22 protein-coding genes and 3 tRNA genes are annotated in these 23,932 nt (G+C 27.5%); 4 read left to right on the forward strand and 21 right to left on the reverse strand.

Annotated elements, in window-relative coordinates; genetic code table 11:
- From ACYUDJ_RS11810 to ACYUDJ_RS11830, 5 genes are all read right to left on the reverse strand, one after another.
- Window positions 1-59, reverse strand: a tRNA-Arg gene (locus ACYUDJ_RS11810).
- Between the two features lie 14 nt (window positions 60-73).
- Window positions 74-147 (reverse strand) — tRNA-Gly (locus ACYUDJ_RS11815).
- Between the two features lie 7 nt (window positions 148-154).
- A tRNA-Pro gene (locus tag ACYUDJ_RS11820) sits at window positions 155-230 on the reverse strand.
- 147 nt (window positions 231-377) lie between these two features.
- Entirely contained in the window at window positions 378-848 is a 471-nt protein-coding gene (locus ACYUDJ_RS11825; protein ID WP_003483326.1) for a metallophosphoesterase, read from the reverse strand.
- 16 nt (window positions 849-864) lie between these two features.
- Window positions 865-1,464 (reverse strand): XTP/dITP diphosphatase, encoded by a 600-nt coding sequence (locus ACYUDJ_RS11830; RefSeq protein ID WP_003483325.1) that lies wholly within the window; start codon window positions 1,462-1,464, stop codon window positions 865-867.
- 103 nt (window positions 1,465-1,567) lie between these two features.
- Here ACYUDJ_RS11830 and ACYUDJ_RS11835 point away from each other — a divergent pair, with 103 nt between their 5' ends.
- Together ACYUDJ_RS11835 and ACYUDJ_RS11840 are read left to right on the forward strand one after the other, a co-directional pair.
- Entirely contained in the window at window positions 1,568-2,941 is a 1,374-nt protein-coding gene (locus ACYUDJ_RS11835) for a hypothetical protein (protein ID WP_042384232.1), read from the forward strand.
- A gap of 112 nt (window positions 2,942-3,053) precedes the next feature.
- A complete protein-coding gene (locus ACYUDJ_RS11840; protein ID WP_003483320.1) occupies window positions 3,054-3,209 on the forward strand; it encodes a hypothetical protein in 156 nt (51 codons plus the stop codon).
- 2 nt (window positions 3,210-3,211) lie between these two features.
- Here the strand turns inward: ACYUDJ_RS11840 and ACYUDJ_RS11845 are convergent, their stop codons facing one another.
- From ACYUDJ_RS11845 to ACYUDJ_RS11900, 12 genes are all read right to left on the reverse strand, one after another.
- The gene (locus ACYUDJ_RS11845) at window positions 3,212-4,774 is read right to left on the reverse strand and encodes an ABC transporter substrate-binding protein (protein ID WP_043032539.1); all 1,563 of its coding nucleotides are present in this window, start codon (window positions 4,772-4,774) and stop codon (window positions 3,212-3,214) included.
- 154 nt (window positions 4,775-4,928) lie between these two features.
- The gene (gene gatB / locus ACYUDJ_RS11850) at window positions 4,929-6,359 is read right to left on the reverse strand and encodes an Asp-tRNA(Asn)/Glu-tRNA(Gln) amidotransferase subunit GatB (RefSeq protein ID WP_003483317.1); all 1,431 of its coding nucleotides are present in this window, start codon (window positions 6,357-6,359) and stop codon (window positions 4,929-4,931) included.
- A 42-nt stretch (window positions 6,360-6,401) separates the two neighbouring features.
- Window positions 6,402-7,859, reverse strand: a complete 1,458-nt coding sequence (gatA, locus tag ACYUDJ_RS11855) for an Asp-tRNA(Asn)/Glu-tRNA(Gln) amidotransferase subunit GatA (protein WP_003483315.1) — start codon at window positions 7,857-7,859, stop codon at window positions 6,402-6,404.
- 36 nt (window positions 7,860-7,895) lie between these two features.
- Window positions 7,896-8,183 (reverse strand): Asp-tRNA(Asn)/Glu-tRNA(Gln) amidotransferase subunit GatC, encoded by a 288-nt coding sequence (gene gatC / locus ACYUDJ_RS11860; protein ID WP_003357679.1) that lies wholly within the window; start codon window positions 8,181-8,183, stop codon window positions 7,896-7,898.
- 137 nt (window positions 8,184-8,320) lie between these two features.
- Window positions 8,321-9,532: a dicarboxylate/amino acid:cation symporter gene (locus ACYUDJ_RS11865; protein ID WP_003483313.1), complete on the reverse strand. Its 1,212-nt coding sequence runs from the start codon at window positions 9,530-9,532 to the stop codon at window positions 8,321-8,323.
- A 399-nt stretch (window positions 9,533-9,931) separates the two neighbouring features.
- A complete protein-coding gene (locus ACYUDJ_RS11870) occupies window positions 9,932-10,201 on the reverse strand; it encodes a hypothetical protein (RefSeq protein ID WP_003483311.1) in 270 nt (89 codons plus the stop codon).
- 100 nt (window positions 10,202-10,301) lie between these two features.
- Complete coding sequence (gene ligA / locus ACYUDJ_RS11875) at window positions 10,302-12,296, reverse strand: NAD-dependent DNA ligase LigA (RefSeq protein WP_043032540.1); 1,995 nt, start codon at window positions 12,294-12,296, stop codon at window positions 10,302-10,304.
- An 11-nt stretch (window positions 12,297-12,307) separates the two neighbouring features.
- Window positions 12,308-14,524: a DNA helicase PcrA gene (pcrA, locus tag ACYUDJ_RS11880; RefSeq protein WP_003483307.1), complete on the reverse strand. Its 2,217-nt coding sequence runs from the start codon at window positions 14,522-14,524 to the stop codon at window positions 12,308-12,310.
- Window positions 14,525-14,650: 126 nt separating this feature from the next.
- Complete coding sequence (locus ACYUDJ_RS11885) at window positions 14,651-14,950, reverse strand: YerC/YecD family TrpR-related protein (protein ID WP_030036925.1); 300 nt, start codon at window positions 14,948-14,950, stop codon at window positions 14,651-14,653.
- A gap of 296 nt (window positions 14,951-15,246) precedes the next feature.
- Window positions 15,247-15,963, reverse strand: coding sequence for a pseudouridine synthase (locus tag ACYUDJ_RS11890; RefSeq protein ID WP_003483304.1), 717 nt, complete (start codon window positions 15,961-15,963; stop codon window positions 15,247-15,249).
- An 84-nt stretch (window positions 15,964-16,047) separates the two neighbouring features.
- On the reverse strand, window positions 16,048-16,719 hold the full coding sequence (locus ACYUDJ_RS11895) for a lytic transglycosylase domain-containing protein (protein WP_043032541.1): 672 nt from the start codon (window positions 16,717-16,719) through the stop codon (window positions 16,048-16,050).
- Window positions 16,720-16,777: 58 nt separating this feature from the next.
- Window positions 16,778-18,781, reverse strand: a complete 2,004-nt coding sequence (locus ACYUDJ_RS11900) for a triple tyrosine motif-containing protein (RefSeq protein ID WP_042384220.1) — start codon at window positions 18,779-18,781, stop codon at window positions 16,778-16,780.
- A 133-nt stretch (window positions 18,782-18,914) separates the two neighbouring features.
- Between ACYUDJ_RS11900 and ACYUDJ_RS11905 the strand changes: the two genes are divergently transcribed.
- Window positions 18,915-19,082: a hypothetical protein gene (locus tag ACYUDJ_RS11905; protein WP_003483298.1), complete on the forward strand. Its 168-nt coding sequence runs from the start codon at window positions 18,915-18,917 to the stop codon at window positions 19,080-19,082.
- 163 nt (window positions 19,083-19,245) lie between these two features.
- On the opposite strand, the gene ACYUDJ_RS11910 is transcribed toward ACYUDJ_RS11905, so the two are convergent.
- The 4 genes from ACYUDJ_RS11910 to ACYUDJ_RS11925 form a co-directional block, all read right to left on the reverse strand.
- Complete coding sequence (locus tag ACYUDJ_RS11910) at window positions 19,246-19,680, reverse strand: YaiI/YqxD family protein (protein ID WP_003483296.1); 435 nt, start codon at window positions 19,678-19,680, stop codon at window positions 19,246-19,248.
- A gap of 10 nt (window positions 19,681-19,690) precedes the next feature.
- Window positions 19,691-21,043: a glucose-6-phosphate isomerase gene (locus tag ACYUDJ_RS11915; protein WP_043032542.1), complete on the reverse strand. Its 1,353-nt coding sequence runs from the start codon at window positions 21,041-21,043 to the stop codon at window positions 19,691-19,693.
- An 83-nt stretch (window positions 21,044-21,126) separates the two neighbouring features.
- A complete protein-coding gene (locus ACYUDJ_RS11920) occupies window positions 21,127-21,297 on the reverse strand; it encodes a zinc-ribbon domain-containing protein (protein ID WP_003387504.1) in 171 nt (56 codons plus the stop codon).
- A 330-nt stretch (window positions 21,298-21,627) separates the two neighbouring features.
- The gene (locus ACYUDJ_RS11925) at window positions 21,628-22,272 is read right to left on the reverse strand and encodes a TetR/AcrR family transcriptional regulator (protein WP_003483294.1); all 645 of its coding nucleotides are present in this window, start codon (window positions 22,270-22,272) and stop codon (window positions 21,628-21,630) included.
- A 530-nt stretch (window positions 22,273-22,802) separates the two neighbouring features.
- On the opposite strand from ACYUDJ_RS11925, the gene ACYUDJ_RS11930 reads away from it, so the two are divergent.
- On the forward strand, window positions 22,803-23,807 hold the full coding sequence (locus tag ACYUDJ_RS11930) for a D-2-hydroxyacid dehydrogenase (RefSeq protein WP_460289643.1): 1,005 nt from the start codon (window positions 22,803-22,805) through the stop codon (window positions 23,805-23,807).
- Window positions 23,808-23,932: the final 125 nt, after the last annotated feature.

The raw sequence follows: 23,932 nt of genomic DNA on the forward strand, positions 1-23,932 counted from the left end.
TAAGGGATTCGAACCCCTGGCCCACGCCTTAGAAGGGCGTTGCTCTATCCATCTGAGCTAAAGACGCATATTATGGAGCGGGTGAAGGGAATCGAACCCTCGTAACTAGCTTGGAAGGCTAGCACTCTACCATTGAGTTACACCCGCACTCTTTTGGTCGGGGTGACAGGGCTCGAACCTGCGACCTCATGGTCCCAAACCACGCGCGCTCCCATCTGCGCCACACCCCGATATTAAAGAGTTTCTCGAGTTATTATCTTGTTTTGCCGTCTTTTTCGTTTGTTCTCACAATTCTCAACGACATAAACTATTCTACATCATATAATTATATTCGTCAATACATTTTTTTATTTTTTTTTATGTTTTTTAAAATTTCATTATATCTTCTTTATAACAGGCACTACTTTATCCCCATCAATACCTATAACAGCAATGCTTCTAACCCCATTTCTTGGGAGTGTCGGGCTACCAGGATTAATAAACCATATTCCATCTATATACTCTATCTGAGATATATGAGTATGTCCAAATAGGACTATATCAGCTTCTAATTCTAGAGCTCTATATCTTAATTTAGCTAAGTCATACTTCACATCATATCTATTTCCATGAGTTATAAAAAATCTTTTTCCTCCTATATTTTCTATTAATTCAGATGGAGTTTGTTTTGAAAAATCACAGTTTCCTCTTACATTTATAATTTTTCCTTTATAAACAGAAGACAATATTTTTACATCCTCTACATTATCCCCCAAATGAATTATTAAATTTACATTACCTAAACTATTTACAAGAGAAGTTGCATCTCCTATATATCTATGGGTATCGCTAATAACACCTATTTTCAAAATTGCCCCCCCTTATCTATATATATTTTTCTAATTCACATTTTAAAATTTTTAAAGCCTTTCCCCTATGACTTATAGAATTTTTAGTTTGGGAATCCATTTGCGCAAAAGTTTTTTTATACTCTGGTATATAAAATAAAGGATCATATCCAAATCCATCTTCCCCTATTTCTTTTTCTCCTATAATCCCATTAATTTCACCTTGGACTTTTATTACATTATCTTTATCTATTATAAATACTATAGAACAAACGAACTTAGCTTTTCTTTCTTCTACTTTTTTGCCATCTAATTCTCTTAATAACTTTTGATTATTTTTTTTATAGTTTCCATGCTCCCCTGCAAATCTAGCAGAATAAATTCCTGGAGCTCCATTTAAAGCATCTACCATAAGTCCTGAATCATCTGCTATTACCATATACTTAGGCAAAATCTCATGTATAGTAGCTGCTTTTTTATAAGCATTTTCCATGAAGGTATTTCCATCTTCTTCTATATCTATATCAATACCTGCTTCTTTCATTGATAAAGCATCAATATTAAATTTTTTTAATATTTCTTTTATCTCTCTTATTTTATCCTTGTTATTACTTGCAACAATAACTTCTTTTTTCATATGTTAATCCTCCAAACAAATTAAATATTTTATTTATGTATCACTAAATTACCCTTGTATAACATATTATAATATAAGAATTAATTTATGGTAGGTGTGTTTTTTGAAATATATAGGTCCTTTTTTAAGAATGAATACATTAGATCCAAGTAATATTTACTCTCAAATGAACTTTTTAGCTAAAGAATCTTTACAAAACATAATACTTCATTCCAATTGTGGTATTTGTATACCCTTTAGTGAACTAAAACTAAAAAATGATTTTGCTAATTCTAAAAATTTTAGCTCTTGCACACCTTTATTGTGTGTCTATAGAAAAGCTAACCCTAAACTTATAAATTCAAATAAAAAACTAACATGGAATGATAGTAAATTTAAAAAAGAAGTAAACATATTAGGTAATAGCTTTATGGTTCTATCCATTCTCCAATTAATAGAATATTATGAACAATTTAAAGATAAGGATAAAAATTTATACTCTTACACTAAATTATACAATAAATTGTGTAAAAAACAATTAGAATTCTTTGCAACTTATTTTAGAAATGAAGAAGGAGTTTTTGTTGATAAACTAGATGTATCAGACAGTATATTATCTAAAATAGATTTTAAAGAAAAAAATAAAAAATTTAATTTTTCAAATCAATGCTTTTTAATGTGTGCTTACTATGGTACATCTTTATTAGATAAAGATGATTATTGTTCCAACTATAATGACTTTTCTTTAGATATACTTAATATGTTTTTAGACTACAAAGATGAACTTTACACTCTTTCTACAGATGAAATATCCAAATTGTGTTTAGGAATGAATATATTTTATAAATATTCTAAAAATGATGATAGCAAAGTGTTATTACTAGATCTATCAGAACTTTTACAAGAAAAATTAAAGGAAAAAGATTTAAATACTGAAAAAAAAGTTGATACTTATTGTTTAGCTTATATAGACTTTATGCTTACCTTTAATAATTTAGGAATATTAAAATTTAAAAACCTAAGTAAGGAAATATATAAATCATTGATAAAATTATATAATGATAATTTGAGTATATTTATTAAAAATACAGATAAAAAAGAAATAAAATATTCCTGCGATGAGTTAATATTATATCTCTTAGTATTACTTAATGAGCATAAAAGCGATAAAGAAAATTCAGATAAGAACTTATTGCTTAAATTTTATAGAAATCAAATAATAAATTCTGGAATAATACTAAGTTGGCCTGAAGAACCTGCATTAAATAGTATTGAAAGATATAAAAACTTTTCTTTAAAATCAGAAGATTTATTAGATGAACAATGTTTTAGAATGGGATCTATACCATCTCCTGAAGCCATCGAAATAGCACCAATACTAGCTAAATATGTAGAATATAATACAAAGAAACAAGAGTTTACTAATTGCAGAAATTCTTTTGATAGTAATAAAAATTTCTTTCTATGGTTTTTAATTTTATATACACTTAAAAATTAATATGAGGATATTGCACTGCAATATCCTCATATTAATTTATTTTTTGGATATAATAAACGTACATCAATAAGTACAAGCATTGGTAATAAAATACTTTATAGGAGGGCTTTGTATGAATATAACTTGTTCTGAAAAATGTAAAAATAATAAAAATGGAAGATGCATATTAAATTACATCAGTCCCTTTTTAAGTATTCATGAAGAAAATGCCAATTGTGCTTATTTTCTTCCTATTAAATCATCTAAAAATACAACTACTATAAAATAATATTAATTATAGGGTGCTAAGGTTATTTTCTTTATAACAATATTACCATGTATAGTAATATATTGTCCTTGTACCCTACTTCTTTTACATAATATATCATAAAAAAAACAAACAGGAATTGTATGCAAATCCTTAACCAGAACATCTTGTGCTTTATTTATATATTCTTTTTTTTGCCACATATTATTTTCTGATTTAATTTTATTTAAAAACTCTTCATATTGCAAAGAATCACTAGTAAAGTTTAAAAGGAAAAATAAAGGATCATTATTTTTAGCCTTATTCCTAACAAAAGCTAAATCATAATCTCCATCTTTTATTTTTTTCTTTAATTCACTTTCATCTTTGCAATTAACTAAAGTAATATTTATATCTAAATTTTCTTTTAATTCCTCTATTAAACTGTTAGTTATTTTATTAGAAATAGGATCCTCTATTGATATAATTTTTAAATCCTTTCTTTCTTTTTTATATTCACTTTTATCTAAAAATTCTTTTGCTCTTTGTAAATTTCTATTTAAATTAAAATAATTTTTTCCATAACTTATATCATCATTTTGTGCTATATTATTTGGCACATAGGCAACCGCTGGCACTGCTTTCCCATATAATATCTTTGAACACATTTCTTCTCTACTAATACAGCTATCTATGGCCCTTCTTAAGTTTAGGTCCATATAATCTTTTTTATTGAATATTATACTCCCTGTTTCTAAAGATAGCTTTTTAGATATTAATCCTTCTTTATTTAAATCATTAATTTCAGCTATAGGAGGATCAATAAACAAATCTAGTTTGGAAGTTTTTAAATATGCTAATGCTTCTTCACTACTTTGTATGGATTTAAGTACTATTCTATTAATTTTTATATTTTCTTTATCCCAGTATTTATTGTTTTTATTGATTGTTATTTGATCCTTTTCTATTTTACTTATATAAAATGCACCTGTACATGATATTTCATTGAAATTTTCTTTATAGTTTTTAGTTTTCTCATCTATTTTTCTTAATTTATATCTAGGCTTAGAAAGAGTACTTAAAAAATTTGTATCTTTATTATTTAGCCTTATTTCTAATATATTATTTTCTTTAGCTTTTATAGCTATGTTATCTAAATTTCCATTAGTTAAATAATCTTTAACTCCATATACTGAATTTAATTCATTAAATTTTATGTCATTTTCCTTACAATATATGAGCATATCTTTAAAAAATTTTTCAAAATCTCTGGCTACTATTTTTTTACCATTACTCCAAAATAAATTATCCTTAATATAAAATTTATAATCTATACCATCTTTGCTTATTTCCCATTTTTCTGACAATTCTGGAACAATATTATTATTTTTATCTAATCCTACTAGCCCATCAAATAAACTTAATAATAAATCCCCTTCCCTTTGTGAATCTTCTTCTAGCATAATTAAATCCTTAGGCATAGCTTCTATGTTATATATTAAGTAATCTCTTACCCCTTCATCTGAGGTAACTTCTTTATTTTTTTCCACACAACCACTTAAAAAAATTAATGTAAAACTTAATAAAAAACATATAATCTTTTTCATTTTATCCCCCCTGCTTTAAAGAATTATATACTATATTTAATTATTTACACTTATGGGTTAAAATAAACAATATTTTAAAACTTTACATATATTTAAATTATTTTTCACATAAAAAATCCCCACATTTTTATGCGGGGATTTTTTATTTTAATATTTACATTTTGTTTGCTTCTTCACTTACTAATTTATTTACTATTTGAGGATTAGCTTTTCCCTTTGTTTCTTTCATTACAAGACCTACAAGGAATCCTAAGGCTCTTTTCTTTCCATTTTTAAAATCTTCTATAGATTGTGGATTATTCTCTATAATCTTTTTAACTACTTCTAATATAGCACCTTCATCATTATTTTGAACTAATCCTTTTTCTTCAACTATATCTTTAGGGTTTTTACCTGACTTAAACATATCATCCAATACTTTTTTACCTATATTATTAGATATAGTTCCAGCATTTATTAATTTAATTAATTCAGATAATTGTTCTGGATTAAACTTCAAATCTTTAACTTCCATAGCTTTTTCATTCATAAGTCTTGAAATATCACCCATTAACCAGTTGGAAGCAGCTTTTGCATCTTCACTCTTTAGGGCAGTTTCTTCGAAAAATTTAGCCATATCCATTGTTAAAGTTAATACCATAGCATCGTATTTAGGTATTCCAAATTGATTTACAAACCTTTCAGCCTTTTCATGTGGCAACTCTGGTATAGTTTTTCTTACTTCTTCTATCCATTCATCTGAAATATTTAATGTAACTAAATCTCCTTCTGGGAAGTATCTATAATCATTAGCCCTTTCTTTACTTCTCATAAGCACTGTAACAGAATTAGCTTCATCCCATCTTCTTGTTTCCTGCTCCAAGATTTCTCCTTTTGTTACAGCCTCTACATGCCTATCATACTCATATGAGAGAGCCTTTTCTAAAGCTTTAAAAGAATTCATATTTTTTATTTCTGATCTTACTCCAAATTTTTCACTACCTATAGGCCTTACAGATATATTACCGTCACATCTTAAGGAACCTTGCTCCATTTTACAATCTGACACTTCTATTGAAGATAGTATACTCTTTAATTTTTCTAAATATTTTGTAGCTTCTTCTGGAGTTCTTATATCTGGTTTTGATACTATTTCTATTAGTGGTACTCCTGCTCTATTGTAGTCTACCAATGTTCCTGCATTAGTATGAAGTAATTTTCCCGCATCTTCTTCCATATGTATTCTTTCTATACCTATTTTTTTCTTTTCACCATTTTCTAAATCTATTTCAATATATCCATCTCTACATATTGGAACTTCATCTTGAGTTATTTGATAATTTTTAGGACAATCTGGATAAAAATAATTTTTTCTATCCATTCTACAAACTTTGTTTATAGAACAATTTAAAGCTAAACCTGCTTTAATTCCATACTCCACTACCCTTTTGTTTAATTGAGGTAGGGAACCTGGTAACCCTAAACATATTGGACAAACATGAGTATTAGGTTGGCCACCAAATTCTGTAGTGCATCCACAATATATTTTAGTATTTGTTGAAAGCTCAGTATGAACTTCCAATCCTATAACTGCTTCAAAATCCATCTATGTTTTTCACTCCTTTTTTCTAATTAAATAACTATATACTTAAAACTCCGCCCTCATTTTATGAAAATCTGCTGATTGTTCATAACTATATGCTAAATTAAATAATACATCTTCTTTAAAATAATCTGATATAATTTGAAGTCCCACCGGAAGTCCATCTACCATACCACATGGTAATGATATAGCTGGTACTCCTGCTACACTTATTGGAACAGTATATATATCTGAAAGATACATTGCCATTACATCATCTTTCTTTTCTCCTACTTTAAATGCTGTAGTTGGAGATGTTGGTGATACTATAGCATCAAATTCTTTAAATACTCTTTGAAAATCATCTTTTATAAGCTTTCTTACCTTTAATGCTTTTTTGTAATAAGCATCATAGTATCCTGCTGATAATACATAAGTTCCAAGCATTATTCTTCTCTTAACTTCATCACCAAAGCCTTCACTTCTAGATTTTAAATATATATCCTGAGCATCTTTAAAGTTTTTTGCTCTGTATCCATATCTTATACCATCAAATCTAGCTAAATTTGATGAAGCTTCTGCACTAGATATTATGTAATAAGCTGATAGAGCATAATCCATTAGTGGTAGAGAACATGGTTTAACCTCTGCTCCATTTTCCTCTAATACCTTTATGGATTCTTCTACAGATTTTCTTACCTTTTCATCTAATCCTTCTCCAAAAAACTCCTTTGGAATACCAATCTTTTTACCTTTTATATCTTTAGTTAAGCTTTTTTTATAATCTGGTACTTCCTTATCTACTGTTGTAAAATCCTTTTTATCTAATCCTGCTATAGTTGATGTGAGTAATGCACAATCTTCTACATCTTTTCCCATTGGACCTACTTGATCTAATGTAGAACCAAAAGCTACAACCCCTGATCTTGATATTCTTCCATATGTAGGTTTTAAACCAACTATTCCACAAAAGGATGCAGGTTGTCTTACAGAACCACCAGTATCTGTTCCTAATGATAAAGTAGCTTCACATCCTGCTACCGCCACTGCAGATCCACCTGAAGATCCACCCGGTACTCTTTCTAAATCCCATGGATTTTTGGCTAATTTAAATGCACTATTTTCTGTAGATGATCCCATAGCAAACTCATCCATGTTTAATTTACCAAGGATTATTCCATCTTCTTTTTTTATTTTTTCTGTTACGTGAGCATCATAAGGTGAAGTATATCCTTGTAATATTTTAGATGCACAAGTATTTTGCATTCCTTTTACGTTTATGTTATCTTTTATACCTACTGGTATACCTGATAAAGCTTTTAACTCTTCATTTTTTTCTATTTTTCCATCAATTTCTTTAGCTTTTTTTATAGCTTCTTCTTCTGATACATATAAGTATGCTCCTAGATTGTTATCCACTAAATTTATTTTATCTAAAAAAGCTTTTGTGATCTCTTCTGCTTTAACTTCTTTATTTGAAAGCATCCCCTTTAATTGATGTGCTGTTAATTTAGTTAAATCCATTTTCTTTCCTCCTTTTTCCAGAAAACAAAAGAAATATTAATCTATAACTTTAGGAACAATTACATATTCCTCTAAGCTTTCTGGTGCATTATCTATAACTTCTTTTAATTCCATAGACTTTTCTACATTATCTTCTCTATATTTGTTTTCAATATAATATGGATTTACTACTATATCCACATCATCAGTATTTAATTCATCTAATTTTTCCATATAGTTTAATATTTTGTTTAAGTCATTTACAAAATTGTCCTTTTCTTCTTCTTTAAACTCTAACCTTGCAAGCTCTGCTACATATTCTACATCCTTTTTTGAAACTGACATTTTATCCCTCACTTCCTTATATAAACATTATTTTTTTACCTTATGAAGGCTAATATTTTTATTTTACCACAAATATATATTTTTTACATAGAAATAAAAAAAACTACCTGTAAAAATTAGGTAGTTTCTTTATTATATTATATAGCCTCCCCAAATGCTTCTTCTTTAATCACTTTTTCTTCAGAAATACTTTCTTTTCTAAATAACTTATCTATAACTATAGCTATAGCTCCATCCCCACATACATTTGTAGCTGTTCCAAAGCTATCTTGTGCAAAATGTATAGCTATCATTAATCCTTGTTGTACTGGATTAAACATAAGCATATCCTTTAATAATCCTAAAGTGGCATATACACCACCACCAGGTATACCTGGTGCTGCTACCATAGTAACCCCTAACATAAATATATACGGTATCATCATAGCCGCTGTTGGTGCTTGCCCTGACATAAGCATTATCCCCATAGCTCCTAATACTAAAGTTATAGTATCTCCTGCTAAATGTATTGTTGCACATAAAGGTATTACAAAATCAACTACATCATCTGATAAACCATTTTTCTTAGCACATTGTAAATTTACAGGTATAGATGCTGCTGAAGATTGAGTCCCTAAAGCCATCATATATCCTGGTATCATATTTCTTATAGCCTTAACTGGATTTTTTCTTGAAACAGCATATGCTATAGAATATTGTAATACTATGTAAGATATTTGAAGTGGTATTATTATCAAATATACTGATGAAAATGTCTTTAATGTTTGGATTATTTCTCCAGAAGCTGTTAGTTTTGAAAATATACCTGCTATATGAATAGGAACTAATGGTATTATTACATTTTTAACTATTATTTCAACTATTCCTTTAAAATCCTTTGTAACTTCTAAAAGATTTTTTCCTTTTATATAAGGAATACAAATTCCTAAGACAAAGGCAAGTACTAAAGCTGACATTACCCCCATAATAGGTGGTATATCTACTTTAAAAAACGGTTCTAAATATACATTTGATTTGAACACATTGCCACTATTTTTAATTAGTTTTGGCAGTATAGATTGTCCTAATAAAAACGCAGCCATTCCTGCTATTATAGTAGATAGATAAGAAAATAATACAGTGATTCCCAATAGCTTTCCTGATCCTTTTCCTAAATCTGCAATCCCTGGCGCTACAAAACCTATTATAATTAATGGTATAGAGAAATTAAGAAATCCTCCAAATAGACCTGAAAATGTATTTAAAGCCCTAACAACATGATACATGCCTAAGGTCTTAGATATCACCCCTATTAAAATACCAAATATAATTCCTAAAACTAATTTAGTTAAAAGACCTAATTTTTTCATTTTACTCCCCCCTTAACTTCGATGTATCTGTGTTGTATACACATGTTTTTTATTTGAATACAAATTTATGATAACACTTGCTTTTATTTTTGTCAATAATTTTTGTATTTAAATTTTATACAAATGTGTTTATTTTAAACACATAAATATTTTATCTTTTTTATTTAAAGCAGATTAATCTATAAAATTTAAGAATATACAAATTATTTAATTTAAAATAAATTTATCAACAACACTTTTATATTAGTATTTATAAATAAAAATCCTATCTAGTTAAATTGCTATTATAACTAAATAGGATTTTTATTTATAAATTAATTATTTTTAATAATAAAATTTAAAATATCCAATATTTTCATTTACTATAATAATTTATTAATGTCAATATGGAAATCACCATTAATATACCTTCATATATATAAAAAATATATTAGCTGCAGCAAGAAAAATACAAACTAAAGAATAAAATTTATCTCTTATTCCTTTTGAAAAATCTAACATCTTTACGGCCCAAACAATCATAGTAAAAAACATACACCATTGAAGTGTATAATAGCTATCAAAATATTTTATATATGTAAATTGATATATAGTAAGTAAGGTTGCTAGTAATGCCACAGTTGTTATTATAACCATTATCCAACCTAATATATTTATATACTTTCTCATCTTTATCCTCTCCACATTCTTTGAGCTATTATTATAAATTAAGCCAATTAAATAATATACCTTTTTTCATTCATTGTAAATATATGTTTCTACAATGTTATTATTTAATTTTATTGGAAAATTCTTCTTCATTAATTACTTTTACTCCTAATTCAACTGCTTTTTCATATTTAGATCCTGGTTTTTCCCCTACTAAAACATAGTCTGTATTTTTACTTACACTACTAGAAACTTTAGCTCCTAAAGACTGTAATTTATCTTTTATTTCTCCTCTGCTATAATTATTTAAACTTCCTGTTACAACTATAGTTTTACCCATAAAAGGATTCTCATCAATTATTTCTTCTTCATAATAAGGTTTTACACCCAAATTTAATAATTCTTCTATATTATTTATAATCTTTTCATCTTTAAAAAAATCATATACACTCTTAGCTACTATTTCCCCCACATCTGGAACTTCTACTAATTCTTCTATCGTTGCACTTTCTATATTTTCTAAAGTTTTAAATTTCATTACTAAATCATTAGCAGTTTTTTTACCTACATTAGGTATTCCTAATGCATATATAAAGGATGGCAAATCACAATTTTTACTATTTTCTATAGCATCTATAAGATTTTGAGACTTTTTATCCCCAAATTTATCCAAGGTTAATAATTCTTCTTTTTTTATTTTATACAAATCTGCTATAGATTTTATATCTAATTTTTCAAAAAGTTGTTCTGCAGTCTTTTCACTAAATCCTGCTATATTCATAGCCTCTCTACTAGCAAAATGAACTATACTTTTTACCATTTGTGGTTTACAAGATAATGTATTCTCACAATAATAATGTACTCCATTTTGTACTAGATGGCTATTACAATAAGGACATCTATCTGGTGCCTCTATTTCTTTACTTTCCTCTAAGGATTCTTCCACTACTCCCATTATCTCCGGTATAACATCATTAGATCTTCTAACTAAAACCTTAGCACCCAATTTTACATTTTTTCTTTGAATATCGTCCATGTTATTTAGTGTAGCTCTTTTTACCGTAACTCCTCCTAGTTCTACAGGCTCTAATAAGGCTGTTGGAGTAACTCTTCCGCTTCTTCCTACATTCCATTCTACATCTAGAAGTTTCGTGGTAATTTCCTTAGCTTCAAATTTATAAGCTATAGCCCATTTGGGGAATTTTATAGTATATCCTAATACTTTTCTTGTTTTAATATCATCTACAACAATTACTGCCCCATCTATATCATAATCTAGTTCTTCCCTTATAGATTCTATATATTGAATTTCTTTTTCCACTTCCTCCATGTTAGTACATTCTTTAATATACTTATCCTGAGGCAATCCCATATTTTTTATAAATTTCATCATTTCTGTATAACTTTTAAATTCTGGGCCTTCATTATAACCTACATCATAAAAAAATGCTGATAAATTTCTTTTAGAAGTTTCTTTAATGTCTAAATTTCTAAGTGCTCCTGCAGCCCCATTTCTTAAGTTCTTTAGAGGTACTTGAGCAGTTTTATTATATTCTTCGAAAGCTGTTTTAGTCAGTATAGCTTCCCCATGTACCTCTATAACATGGTTGTTCTTTATTTTTAATGGCACAGTTTTTATAGTTTTTATTTGTGCTGTTATATCCTCTCCTATAATACCAGTGCCTCTTGAAGCACCCTTTACTAAAATACCATTCTCATCATATGTACAATTCACTGTTAGTCCATCAAATTTTTTAGTAACTATATATCTTAACTCTGGTAATTTATCTTCATTTATAGAATTATATTGCTCTACAGCTTTTAAATTTCTATTATGCCACTCTGTTAATTGACTCATATTTTGTGCTTTATCCAAGCTCCAAAGTCTTCCTTTATGAGTATATTTACCAAATTCACCTAATATGTTATCTCCTACCCTTTGGGTTGGTGAATAAGGCAATGTAACTTTAGTTTCCTTCTCTAAAACTACCAATTCATCATATTTTAAATCATATTCTTTATCAGATATGCTAGAATTATCTAATACATAATACTCATAAGCATGCTGATTTAATTCCTCTACAAGTTCTTTCATTTTCTCTAACTTGTTATCCATGTATATACCTCCTAAACCGCTTCAATTGGTGCCATACTAAGCATTAATATTTTAACACCTCTACGGTCAAAAGCAATAGTTAACTTTATGTCATCAGAAACCTTACTCATACTAACTATAGTCCCTACTCCAAAATCTTTATGTTTAACCTTTGAACCTACATTAAGCTTATTAGAATCTACACTATTTTTAGGTCCATTATTTAAATTAGGTGATTTATAGGAATTAATACTATTTGTTTTTTGTGACCTTATTCCAAAATTTTTAGGCAATACTTTATCTGTTGCTACTTCTCCAGTAATATTTACGTTGTCCTTTAAGTCTTTTGATATCTCACTTACAAAATCTGATAAAGCATAAGCTACAGTTCTTCCAAATACTTTTCTAATTTCTGCTGAAGTTATATATAACTGCTCTTTTGCTCTTGTTATAGCAACATAACATAACCTTCTAGACTCTTCCATTTCTTTTGGATCTGATAATGATTGCGTTCCTGGAAATATCCCATTTTCCATACCTACCATAAATACTACAGGAAATTCTAATCCTTTAGCACTATGTACCGTCATCATAGCCACACTATCTGAATTTTCATCATAATTATCTATATCTGTAACTAATGCTACCTTTTCCAAAAACATTCCTAAAGATTTATCTTCTGATTCTTTTTCAAAATCAGCTGCTGCAGAAACTAGTTCTTTTAAATTTTCTACCCTACTTACATCATCTGGATTCTTAGAACTTTTTAATTCTTTTAAGTATCCTGTCTCTTCTAATATTTCTTTTATAAGAGCAGATACACTTATCTCATCTTTTTTTCTTATAAAGCTATTCATTATACTTACAAACTTTTTAATAGATGTTATACTTCTTTGAGACAATGTTAATATTTGATCCGCATCTAAAAGCACGCTATACATACATTCATCCATTTCATTTGCAAATTCTTGAACTTTTTTTACTGTAGCATCCCCTATACTTCTTTTAGGTACATTTATTATTCTCCTTAAACTTATATCATCTAATGGATTGTTTATAAGCTTTAAATAAGCCATTAAATCTTTTATTTCTTTTCTATCATAGAACTTTAATCCACCTATTAATCTATAAGGTATATCTCTTTTCATAAATACATCTTCAAAAATACGGGATTGAGCATTAGTTCTATATAAAACTGCAAAATCATTAAAGGATTTGTCACTATCCTTTATTATTTTTTTCATTTCAGATGCTACAAATTTTGCCTCATCTATATCAGAATATGCTCTAAATACTTTTATCTTGTTTCCATTTTCATTTTCAGTTCTTAAAACTTTATTTTTTCTTTGAGAATTATTTTTTATAACCTCATTGGCAGCATTTAATATATTGCCCTTTGATCTATAATTTTGCTCTAACTTTATAACCTTAGCTTCTTTATAATCCTTCTCAAAATTTAATATATTACTTATATCTGCCCCTCTCCATTCATATATGCATTGATCATCGTCACCAACTACACATATATTTCTATGAACTGAAGCTAATAATTTAACTAATTCGTATTGAGATTTGTTAGTATCTTGATATTCATCCACCATTATATATTTAAACTTTCTTTGGTAAAATTCTAATGCCTCTTTATTTGTTTTAAATAACTCCACAGTTTTATATATCAAGTCATCAAAATCTAATGCATTATTGGTCTTTAATTTTTTCTGATATAAAATATATGCATCTGCAATTTTGTCTTTTCTATAATTTCCATTAGAAATTTTTTTAAATTCCTTAGGTGATATTAAATTATCCTTTTGAGTGCTTATAGTATTTATTATTTCTCTGTCTGTAATTTCTTTATCATTTATATTTAATTCTTCCATACATTGCTTAACTAAAGTTTTTTGGTCATAGGTATCATATATAGTAAAGTTTTTATCATAACCTAACTTATCTATTTCTCTTCTTAAAATCCTTACACAGCTAGAGTGAAATGTAGAAACCCACATTCCTTCTACCACATCTCCTACTAGAGCCTTTATTCTTTCTTTCATTTCTCCTGCAGCCTTATTTGTAAAAGTTATAGCCAAAATTTTAGAAGGATATATATTCAAATTTTCTATCATATGAGCTATTCTATGAGTCAAAACCCTTGTTTTACCTGAACCTGCCCCGGCTAGTATTAGTAAAGGTCCATCTATGGTAGTAGCAGCTTCATATTGTTCTTTATTTAATTTATTTTTTAAATCCATTCCATCAGCTCCCTAAGTTTATCTGTTTTACATCTTCTTAATATTATATCATTTTAAATATTAGTTAAACATTCTTATAAATTTAAAATGTGCTAGTAAAAACTAGCACACAATAATTAATCCTATTTATTTGTTCTCTATTCTATTTAATACTATTTTATAGCCTTCACTTCCATAGTTAAGGCATCTATTTACTCTGCTTATAGTAGCAGTACTAGCCCCTGTAGCCGCTGCTATTTCCAAATATGTAATTTTCTTTCTAAGCATTCTAGCTACTTGGATCCTTTGTTCTAAAGCTTTTATCTCGTTAATAGTACATATATCGTCAAAAAACCTATAACATTCTTCTTTAGTTTTTAAACTTAAAAAAGCCTCACATAGAAAGTCCATTTCTTCGCTTTCTAATTTAGATTTATACTGCTCCATATGTTTCAGCTCCTTATCCAAACTCCAATTTATTATTATACTTTAATTTTATCATGTATTAACATATTAATCTACAAAATCAAATAAATATATAATAATAAAAAATAAAACAGCCTATTGGGGTTATAGGCTGCTTACAATAAATAAAAAGGGGGCTATTTATTCTTTTTACTTATCCTTGCATAACCTATTATAATGAATGAAAATAATAAATGCAAGATTTTTTTGCAAATTTTATTGTAAACTTTTTTTAAAATGATGTTTTTATATTCATAATATTTTAATATATTTTACATTTATATATTTTTTAATATAGATATCTCTTCATCTGTTAATTCCCTATATTGACCTTCTTCTAAGCTTTCATCCAATTTTAGTGGTCCAAATTCTTCTCTTTTTAAGTAAATAACCTTTTTATCAACACTTTCAAACATTCTTTTAACTTGATGAAATTTACCTTCATGTATAGTAACTCTTACTTCTGATTCTTCATTAAATGATTTTATTATTTCAAGCTTTGCAGGAAAACATTCATATCCATCATCTAATACTATGCCTTTTTTAAATTTCTCTATATCTTCATCAGTAACCTTTTTATTAATTTTAGCATAATATATTTTATCCACATGCCATTTAGGAGATATAAGTCTGTGATTTAATTCACCATCATTAGTAAGTAAAAGTAATCCTACTGTATTTTTATCTAACCTTCCTACAGGAAAAGGTTCAAAAATTCTATCTTCATCTTCTAACAAATCTACAATAGTTTCATCATAGTTGTCAAAAGTTGCAGAAACTACCCCTTGGGGTTTATTCATCATTAAATAAATATATTTTTTATAAACCAATTCTTTTCCAAATACAAATATTTTATTTTTTTCTGGATCTATTTGCATACCATTATCCTTAACAACTTCACCATCAACATCAACTTGACCCTTTTTAATCAAGGCCTTAACTTCTTTTCTTGTACCATATCCTAAATTAGCTAATATTTTATCTAAACGTTCCATGAAATTCCTCCTAGTTTTGCTTATTCTATTATTAGTATTACCATTATAACAAATTTAAAGGAAAGTGCATTGCACTTTCCTTTTTTATACTCCATAATTTTTCATTATATTTTTTACATAATTTCTTGTTTCACTTGGCAGCCTGTTTATATCAGAAACATTCTTTACCCCTCTCCACTGAAGAGTTCCAGGACCTGCATTGTATGCTGCCAAAGCTAACTCTTTTACGTTTCCATGCATATCTAGCATTTTCTTTAAATATTTTGTTCCCCCATCTATATTTTGCTCTATATCAAAGGGATTTGTAACTCCTACTTCTCTAGCAGTACCTGGCATAAGCTGCATTAGCCCCTTGGCCCCTGCATTTGATACACAATTAGGATTAAAATCCGATTCCTGTTTTATAACTGCCATTAAAAGTTCTTTCTCTATACCATATTTTCTTGAAGCTTTTTCTACAGCGCTATCTATAGTTATACTACCGGTTCTAACTTCTGATTTTATATTATTTATTTCTCTTTTCGCATCTTCTAATCTTTGTCCTGCTCCATAATATTTATTTCCACTATTTGCTATACCGTCTAATGATAACATATTATTTGAAGCACTAATATCCTCATTTTCCATGGCCTTTAATAAACTATCTAAAACTATTTGAAAACTTGATGAATCTCCAAAGGATGATTTCATTATCTGTCCCATCAATTGCATTTGTAGCATTTGTTGTAATACCATTTCACTACTGTTTACTTTCATAAGTCCACCACCAATTTTAAACATATATTTAATATTATCGTTTATCTTTCTACTTTATTTACACTTTAAATTTAAATATATCATAATCTTCATAAGCACATTTTAAAAAGCTACTTTTTGATAAAACTAATACTTCATATTCCCCTTCATTAAAAGGCATAAAGGTATAATATTTCTTTCTGCTATAATCTTGAACTAGCTTCCATTCCCCTTTATTCATAATATAAAATTGATAAAGAACTGCATTTCCTCCCTCACTATCTACGCTAAAAGTTACAGTTTCATTACATTTTATATCTGTCCTGCTAGTTTTTATTTTTGTATTTGTTATAGGCAATGCTTCCCTTACATAAAATTTAACTTCTTTTTTGGAATCATAAATTTCTTCACTTTCTTTATTTTTAGCTAATACTTCTATAGTATAAGCTCCACTACATTTAGGTATATATTTAAAATCTTTATTTTCAATATAATCTGTTTCTTCTACTTTTTCATTATTTATTTTTAAAATATATTTTATTAAATTATCCTTTGTATTTTGAATAATAACTTTTAATAATATCTCATCTCCTACTATATAGCTAGTCTTCACTGGACATATAACATAATCAATTATAGCTGGTATATAATTATGACTGTTTATATAAGCTATATAATGAGAATCATATTCTCTAGATGAATATTTATGTTTTGCTAAAACTTCTAGTTCATATGTACCTGTTTCTTTTGGTATAAACTTAGCCCAATTACAGGTACCAAAATCTATTTTTTCTTCTTCTTTTCCATCCTTTTTTATATAAAATGCATATCTTACATTATTTCCTCCATTACTTATGGCTCTTATTTCTACTTCTTCTCCTTTTAAAACATGTTTCCCTTTGTCTAATATTACTTTTTCAATTTTTATAGGTTCCTTAATGTATTCTAAGTTTATCGTATATTCTATAGAAGACTTATCATCAAATTCATTTTCACTAGAAGCATCTTTTACCCAGGCTTCTATAGAATATTTACCTGGAATAGAAGGTGTCCATGTATATACATTGTTTCTTATATATCCAGAATCTTCTATATGCTTACCTTCTATTATAAACTTATATAAAAGTTCCTTACCACCTTCTGCATTTATTTTCAACTCTATAGCAGTATCCGTCATTTGAGGTGAGTTTAAATTAGTTGTAAATTTTCTTATAACGATATCTCTATAGGCTTTAACTGTAAATTTTAACATAGCCCTATCATCAAATTCATTTTGAGAATACATATCCTTTACTAAACATAACAATTTATAATCTCCACTATCTTTTTCCGTATAAGATACTACATTATTACTAGAATAGTCTTGTATACATTCCTGTGTGCCATTACTATCTATTTTTATAAATTTATATAATATATCTCTACCTTCCTCATAAACTGATTCCACTTTAAAAACCAAGTCTTCGTCACATATTAATTCTTTAGTTAAGCAATTAAAATCAACTATTTCTACATTATCTATAGAATTAACTTTAAAAACTACTTTAAAAGAATCATCATAATCCTTAACAGATTTTAAATCCTTACATTCAACCATAAGTTCTTGTATACCTGGTTTTTTTACTACAAAGGATATGCTATTTTCTGTAGAATAATCCTTTATAAGCTTCCAATTATCATCTTCCTTTAGCCAATATTTAAACATTAATGGGAATTTGTTGCTTTCCACTACCGCTTCTATTCTTTCTCCCATATTGAGAGTATCTTTATTCAAATATACATTTCTTATAAACTTTTCCTCTGACTCTCCTATTACATAATCAAATTTGCTAATAAAATCAAAGGGTTTGGTGCTATCTTCCTTCTTAGCTTGTACCATTATTATATAATTGCCCTCTTCTTCAGGTACCCAACTTATAGTGTCATTAAAATTAAAATCACTAACTGTATTCCACATACCTTCTTTTCCTATTATGAATTTATATAAAATTTTTTTATTGCTTTCTATAAAAGCTTTAATTTTTATGCTAGAATTTTTCTCCTGAGGACTTTCCTTATCAAAAATAATATTTAACTCTTCCATTATTACACCATCCTCTCTTAAAAACAGTAACAAGTACATTATACTATAATACCAAATTTTGTAATAGCATTTTATTCTATTTATATTATTATATCACCTTGGGAACACTTATTATAAGGAGGTTGATGATTTTATGAAAGAAATAGATAAATATGATGGAGACTATCCATATAAAAAATCCTCTGTTTTTACTGGTAAATCAGAAAAAGGATATCCTATAATAGAAAGATTAAATAATGGATTAGTTTTTCCTGAAGGACCCCAGGAAAGATTAGAATTTAAAGATATGAGAATGGATTAATATTCTATAAAAATCAGAAAATATTAAAATTTAAAGGTGTAAAATAAGAAATATGACTATAGAATTAAAATAGGGTGTCTCAAAATTAAGGCTATTTTGAGACATCCTCTTCTTTAATTAAAATCTTATATAAATAATTTATAATGATATATTTATATATTTTTTATTGAATTATTAGTTTTATAAGATTTTTCTCTAATCTAGTATCATCTTCTAAATTTCTTTTTTTATGATTAGAAGTATTTTTTATACCTGCTCTTCTCATTTTTGCACTTACATGTCTTTCAAATAACATTCTATCTATATTGTCATTACTAAATATATATCCTTTAGGATTTATAGCTTTAGCTTTTTTTCCAAGAGCCATAGCAGCTACTCCAAAATCTTGAGTTATTATTATATCATTTTCTTTAGTTTCATTTATTAGAACCATATCTACGCTTTGAAATCCATGATCTACATATTTAATAATACTATAATTACTATTTATAACATGATTTATATCACAAAACATCATAACATCTATTTTATATTTTTTAGCTACTTGTTCTATTATGTTTCTTCCAGGGCAAGCATCTGCATCTACTAATATTCTCATAAAAATTCTATTACTTCAATCTTTCTTCTAATGTAGCTTTCATATCTTCATAGCCTGGTTTTCCCAAAAGAGCAAACATATTCTTTTTATATGCTTCTACTCCTGGTTGATCAAAAGGATTAACCCCTTGTAAATATCCACTTATTCCACAAGCTTTTTCAAAGAAATACACTAATTGTCCAAAATAATAAGCTGAAAGCTCTGGAACATTTAATACTATAGCTGGAACACCACCATCATTGTGAGCTAAAACAGTACCTCTTAATGCTTGATGATTCACATAATCCATGTCTTTCTCTGCTAAAAAGTTAAGCCCATCTAAATTCTCTTTATCTTCTTTTATTATAATTGATTTTCTAGGATTTTCTACATTTATAAATGTTTCAAATATATTTCTTAAACCTTCTTGTATATATTGTCCCATAGAATGTAAATCTGTTGAAAAATCTGCTGCTGCTGGGAATATTCCCTTTCCATCTTTACCTTCACTTTCTCCATATAGTTGTTTCCACCATTCTCCGAAATAATGTAGACATGGCTCAAAATTAACTAGCATTTCTGTAGTCTTTCCTTTTCTATATAGAGCATTTCTTACTGCTACATATCTATACACATGATTTTTTTCTATATTATCTGAAGAATATTCTTCCCTGGCATCCGCTGCACCTTTCATCATTTCATCTACATCTATTCCGGATACAGCTATAGGTAATAATCCTACTGGAGTTAAAACTGAAAATCTTCCCCCTACATCATCTGGTATTACAAAGGTTTCATAGCCTTCTAAATCAGCTAAAGTTCTTAGAGCACCTTTAGCTGCATCTGTAGTAGCAAATATTCTTTCTTTTGCTCCTTCTTTTCCATACTTCTTTTCTAATAATTCCTTAAATATTCTAAAAGCTATAGCTGGTTCTGTAGTTGTACCTGATTTAGATATTACATTTACACATATATCTTTATCTTTAACTAATTCTAATAAATCAGCCATATAAGTAGAACTTATATTGTTACCTGCAAAATATATTTGTGGCACTTTTCTTTGGTTTTCATCTAAATTATTATAAAATGTATTGGATATCATTTCTATAGCGGCTCTTGATCCTAAATAAGATCCTCCTATGCCTATAACAATAAACACATCACAATTATTTTTTATTTTTTCTGCTGCCTTTTTTATTCTTGCAAACTCCTCTTTATTATAATTTATCGGTAAATCTATCCAACCCAAGAATTTATTCCCTGGACCTGTTCTTTTACGAAGGGTATTATCCATTTCCCTTATTATTGCTTCTAAATATTGTATTTCATGTTCCTCTACATAAGGTTTAGTTTTTGTCAAATCGAGACTTAAAGAATTTCCCATATTTAATACCTCCAATGTAATTATTTACATTTTAATATAAAAGGCTGTTGAAGTAACTCAACAGCCATTTTTTCATTATTCTATTATCTTCTGAATCCTCTATTGTTGTTTCTTTCTTGTTTTCTTGCTCTTCTGCATTCTGGGCATCTTTGTGGTTCGTTTTCGAATCCCTTTTCTTTATAGAATTCTTGTTCTCCTTCAGTGAAAACGAATTCCTTTCCACAATCTTTACATGTTAGCGTCTTATCTGCCATTATATGATATCCTCCTTTATTTGGGATTTACAACCAGTGAAAAAGAACATACTTCCCAAATTCCAGGGGATATACTTCTTTATATTACCAGTTTAAATCTCACATGATTTTATTATTTTAGTATATTATAACAAAATATTAATGCCTAATCAATAGAAAGCATCTCTATTTTGTTACATTTTATTCCATAGTTTCAATGATTAATAATATTATATTATCAAACAATATATAACCATTATTAAACCTCTAGAAAAATTATTTTTTATTTAATTATTAATTTAGTTTACCCTATATACATTGTATAATCCCTAATCTCAAAATTATTTTATCTTATAAATTTTTTTCACATAAAGGTTCTAATATTTTGCTTATAACATCAAATAAGGATACTTTCATTTCTTCTATAGAATAAGGTTCATCCAATATTATAGAACTATAACAGACTGTCCCTGTTAGTTCTATAATCATAAATAACCTTTTCTCAAATTCCTTCTCATCTATTTGTTGTTTAATTATTATATTCTTAAATATATTTCTTATATCAGTAATTTCCTTTGTTTGACTAGAATTTAATAGGGCCTTTCTAAATATACCCCATGATAAATTCTTATGTATAAGCTTTAATAATCTTTTATTATTTTTAAGATATTCTATTATATAATCTGTAAAACAAAGCACTGATTCTATAAATTCTCCCTTACTCTCATTCATAGTATACTTCAAAGCTTCCTTAATTATACTTAAACTTTTCTTTATTATTATTCTATCAATAATATCATATTTGTTTTTAAAATATAAATAGAAGGTTCCCTTAGCTACCCCTGCTTTTTTTACTATATCGTCTATAGAAGTATCATTTATACCCTTTGTTATAAAAAGTTCATAAGCAGATTCATATAATTTTTTTTCTTTTAATAATTTTTTTTCTAGGAACTTTCCACTAGAAGTAGATTTCATCTTAGATTTTAGAACCATTTTAAGTCCTCCCAACTGATTATTGACTCAAAGTCATTTTTCTTCTAATTTAATTATATATCTTTTTCTAATAGTATCAATAGATATTTACATTTTTATTATGAAAGAAATTGAAAAAATTTAATCTTATTCTATAATAAATTATTTCACAAAGATAATTATATATTAATAAGTTTAAATAAATCAATGTGCATACAATTGAAATTAAATATGTTTTATTTAAAAAATAATATATTTATTTGTTTTATATAGATACATTTTTAACAAAAATAATATATTTTTTATAATTAATCAAGGTAATATTATTTAATTTATATTCATATGTATAAGTACTATAAGGCCAAACTTCGAAAACTAGAGCAAGCATTATTAAAATTTTTCCTAAAATTATGGGTATAAAATATTGTTCCATAAGCATTAGGGCATATTTAAAGTTTTATAATTTAACATATACGCTTTACATCTTTCAATATATTTTTTTTAAACTAGTATGTTAAAAATATATCTAAATATAAAGGGGGAAATTTATTATGAAAATACTAATGTATAGTGTACGCGAACATGAAAAACCAGCTATAAAAAAGTGGTTAGAAGCAAATCCTGAAGTTCAAATTGATCTATCTAATGAGGCTCTTTCTGAAGATACTGTCTGTAAGGTAAAGGGCTATGATGGAATTGCAATTCAACAAACAAATAGCATAGGTGGTGAAACTGTTTATTCTACTCTTAAAGAATATGGAATTAAACAAATAGCTTCAAGAACTGCTGGGGTAGATATGATTGATTTAAAAATGGCTTCAGAGAATAATATTCTTGTAACTAATGTTCCTGCTTATTCTCCAAATGCTATTGCAGAACTTGCTGTAACTCATACAATGAACTTGCTGAGAAACATTAAAACTGTAAATAAAAGAATAGCTTTTGGTGATTATCGTTGGTCAGCTGATCTTATAGCTAGAGAAGTAAGATCTATAACAGTTGGTGTAGTAGGTACAGGTAAAATAGGTAGAACTTCTGCCAAGCTTTTTAAAGGACTAGGGGCAAATGTTATAGGTTATGATGCTTATCCAGACAAAAAATTAGAAGAAAACAATCTTCTTACTTACAAAGAATCATTAGAAGATCTTTTAAAAGAAGCTGATGTTGTAACTCTACACACTCCTCTTACAGAAAATACTAAACATATGATAAATAAGAATAACTTAAAATATATGAAACCAGATGCTTTTATAGTAAATACTGGTCGTGGTGGAATTATCAACACTGAAGATCTTATTGAAGCCTTAGAAGAAAATAAAATAGCTGGTGCTGCACTTGATACATTTGAAAATGAAGGATTATTCTTGAATAAAGTAGTTGATCCAACTAAAATTCCTGATCCTCAGCTTGATAAATTACTAAAAATGGATCAAGTCTTAATCACTCATCATGTTGGATTCTTTACTACTACTGCAGTTCAAAATATGGTCGATACTAGCTTGGATAGTGTTGTAAAAGTTTTAAAAACTAGTGATAGTGTAAATAAAGTAAACTAGAAATTATCTTTTTAAAAAAAATGAAAGCGTTTTCAGTATTTACTAGTTTCATAGTAAACAGAAAACGCTTTTTATTACCATTTTCGATTTTATGAATTTCTAAAATTAGAAAATGGAATTCAAAT

Source organism: Clostridium sp. CTA-6, from assembly GCF_054768115.1.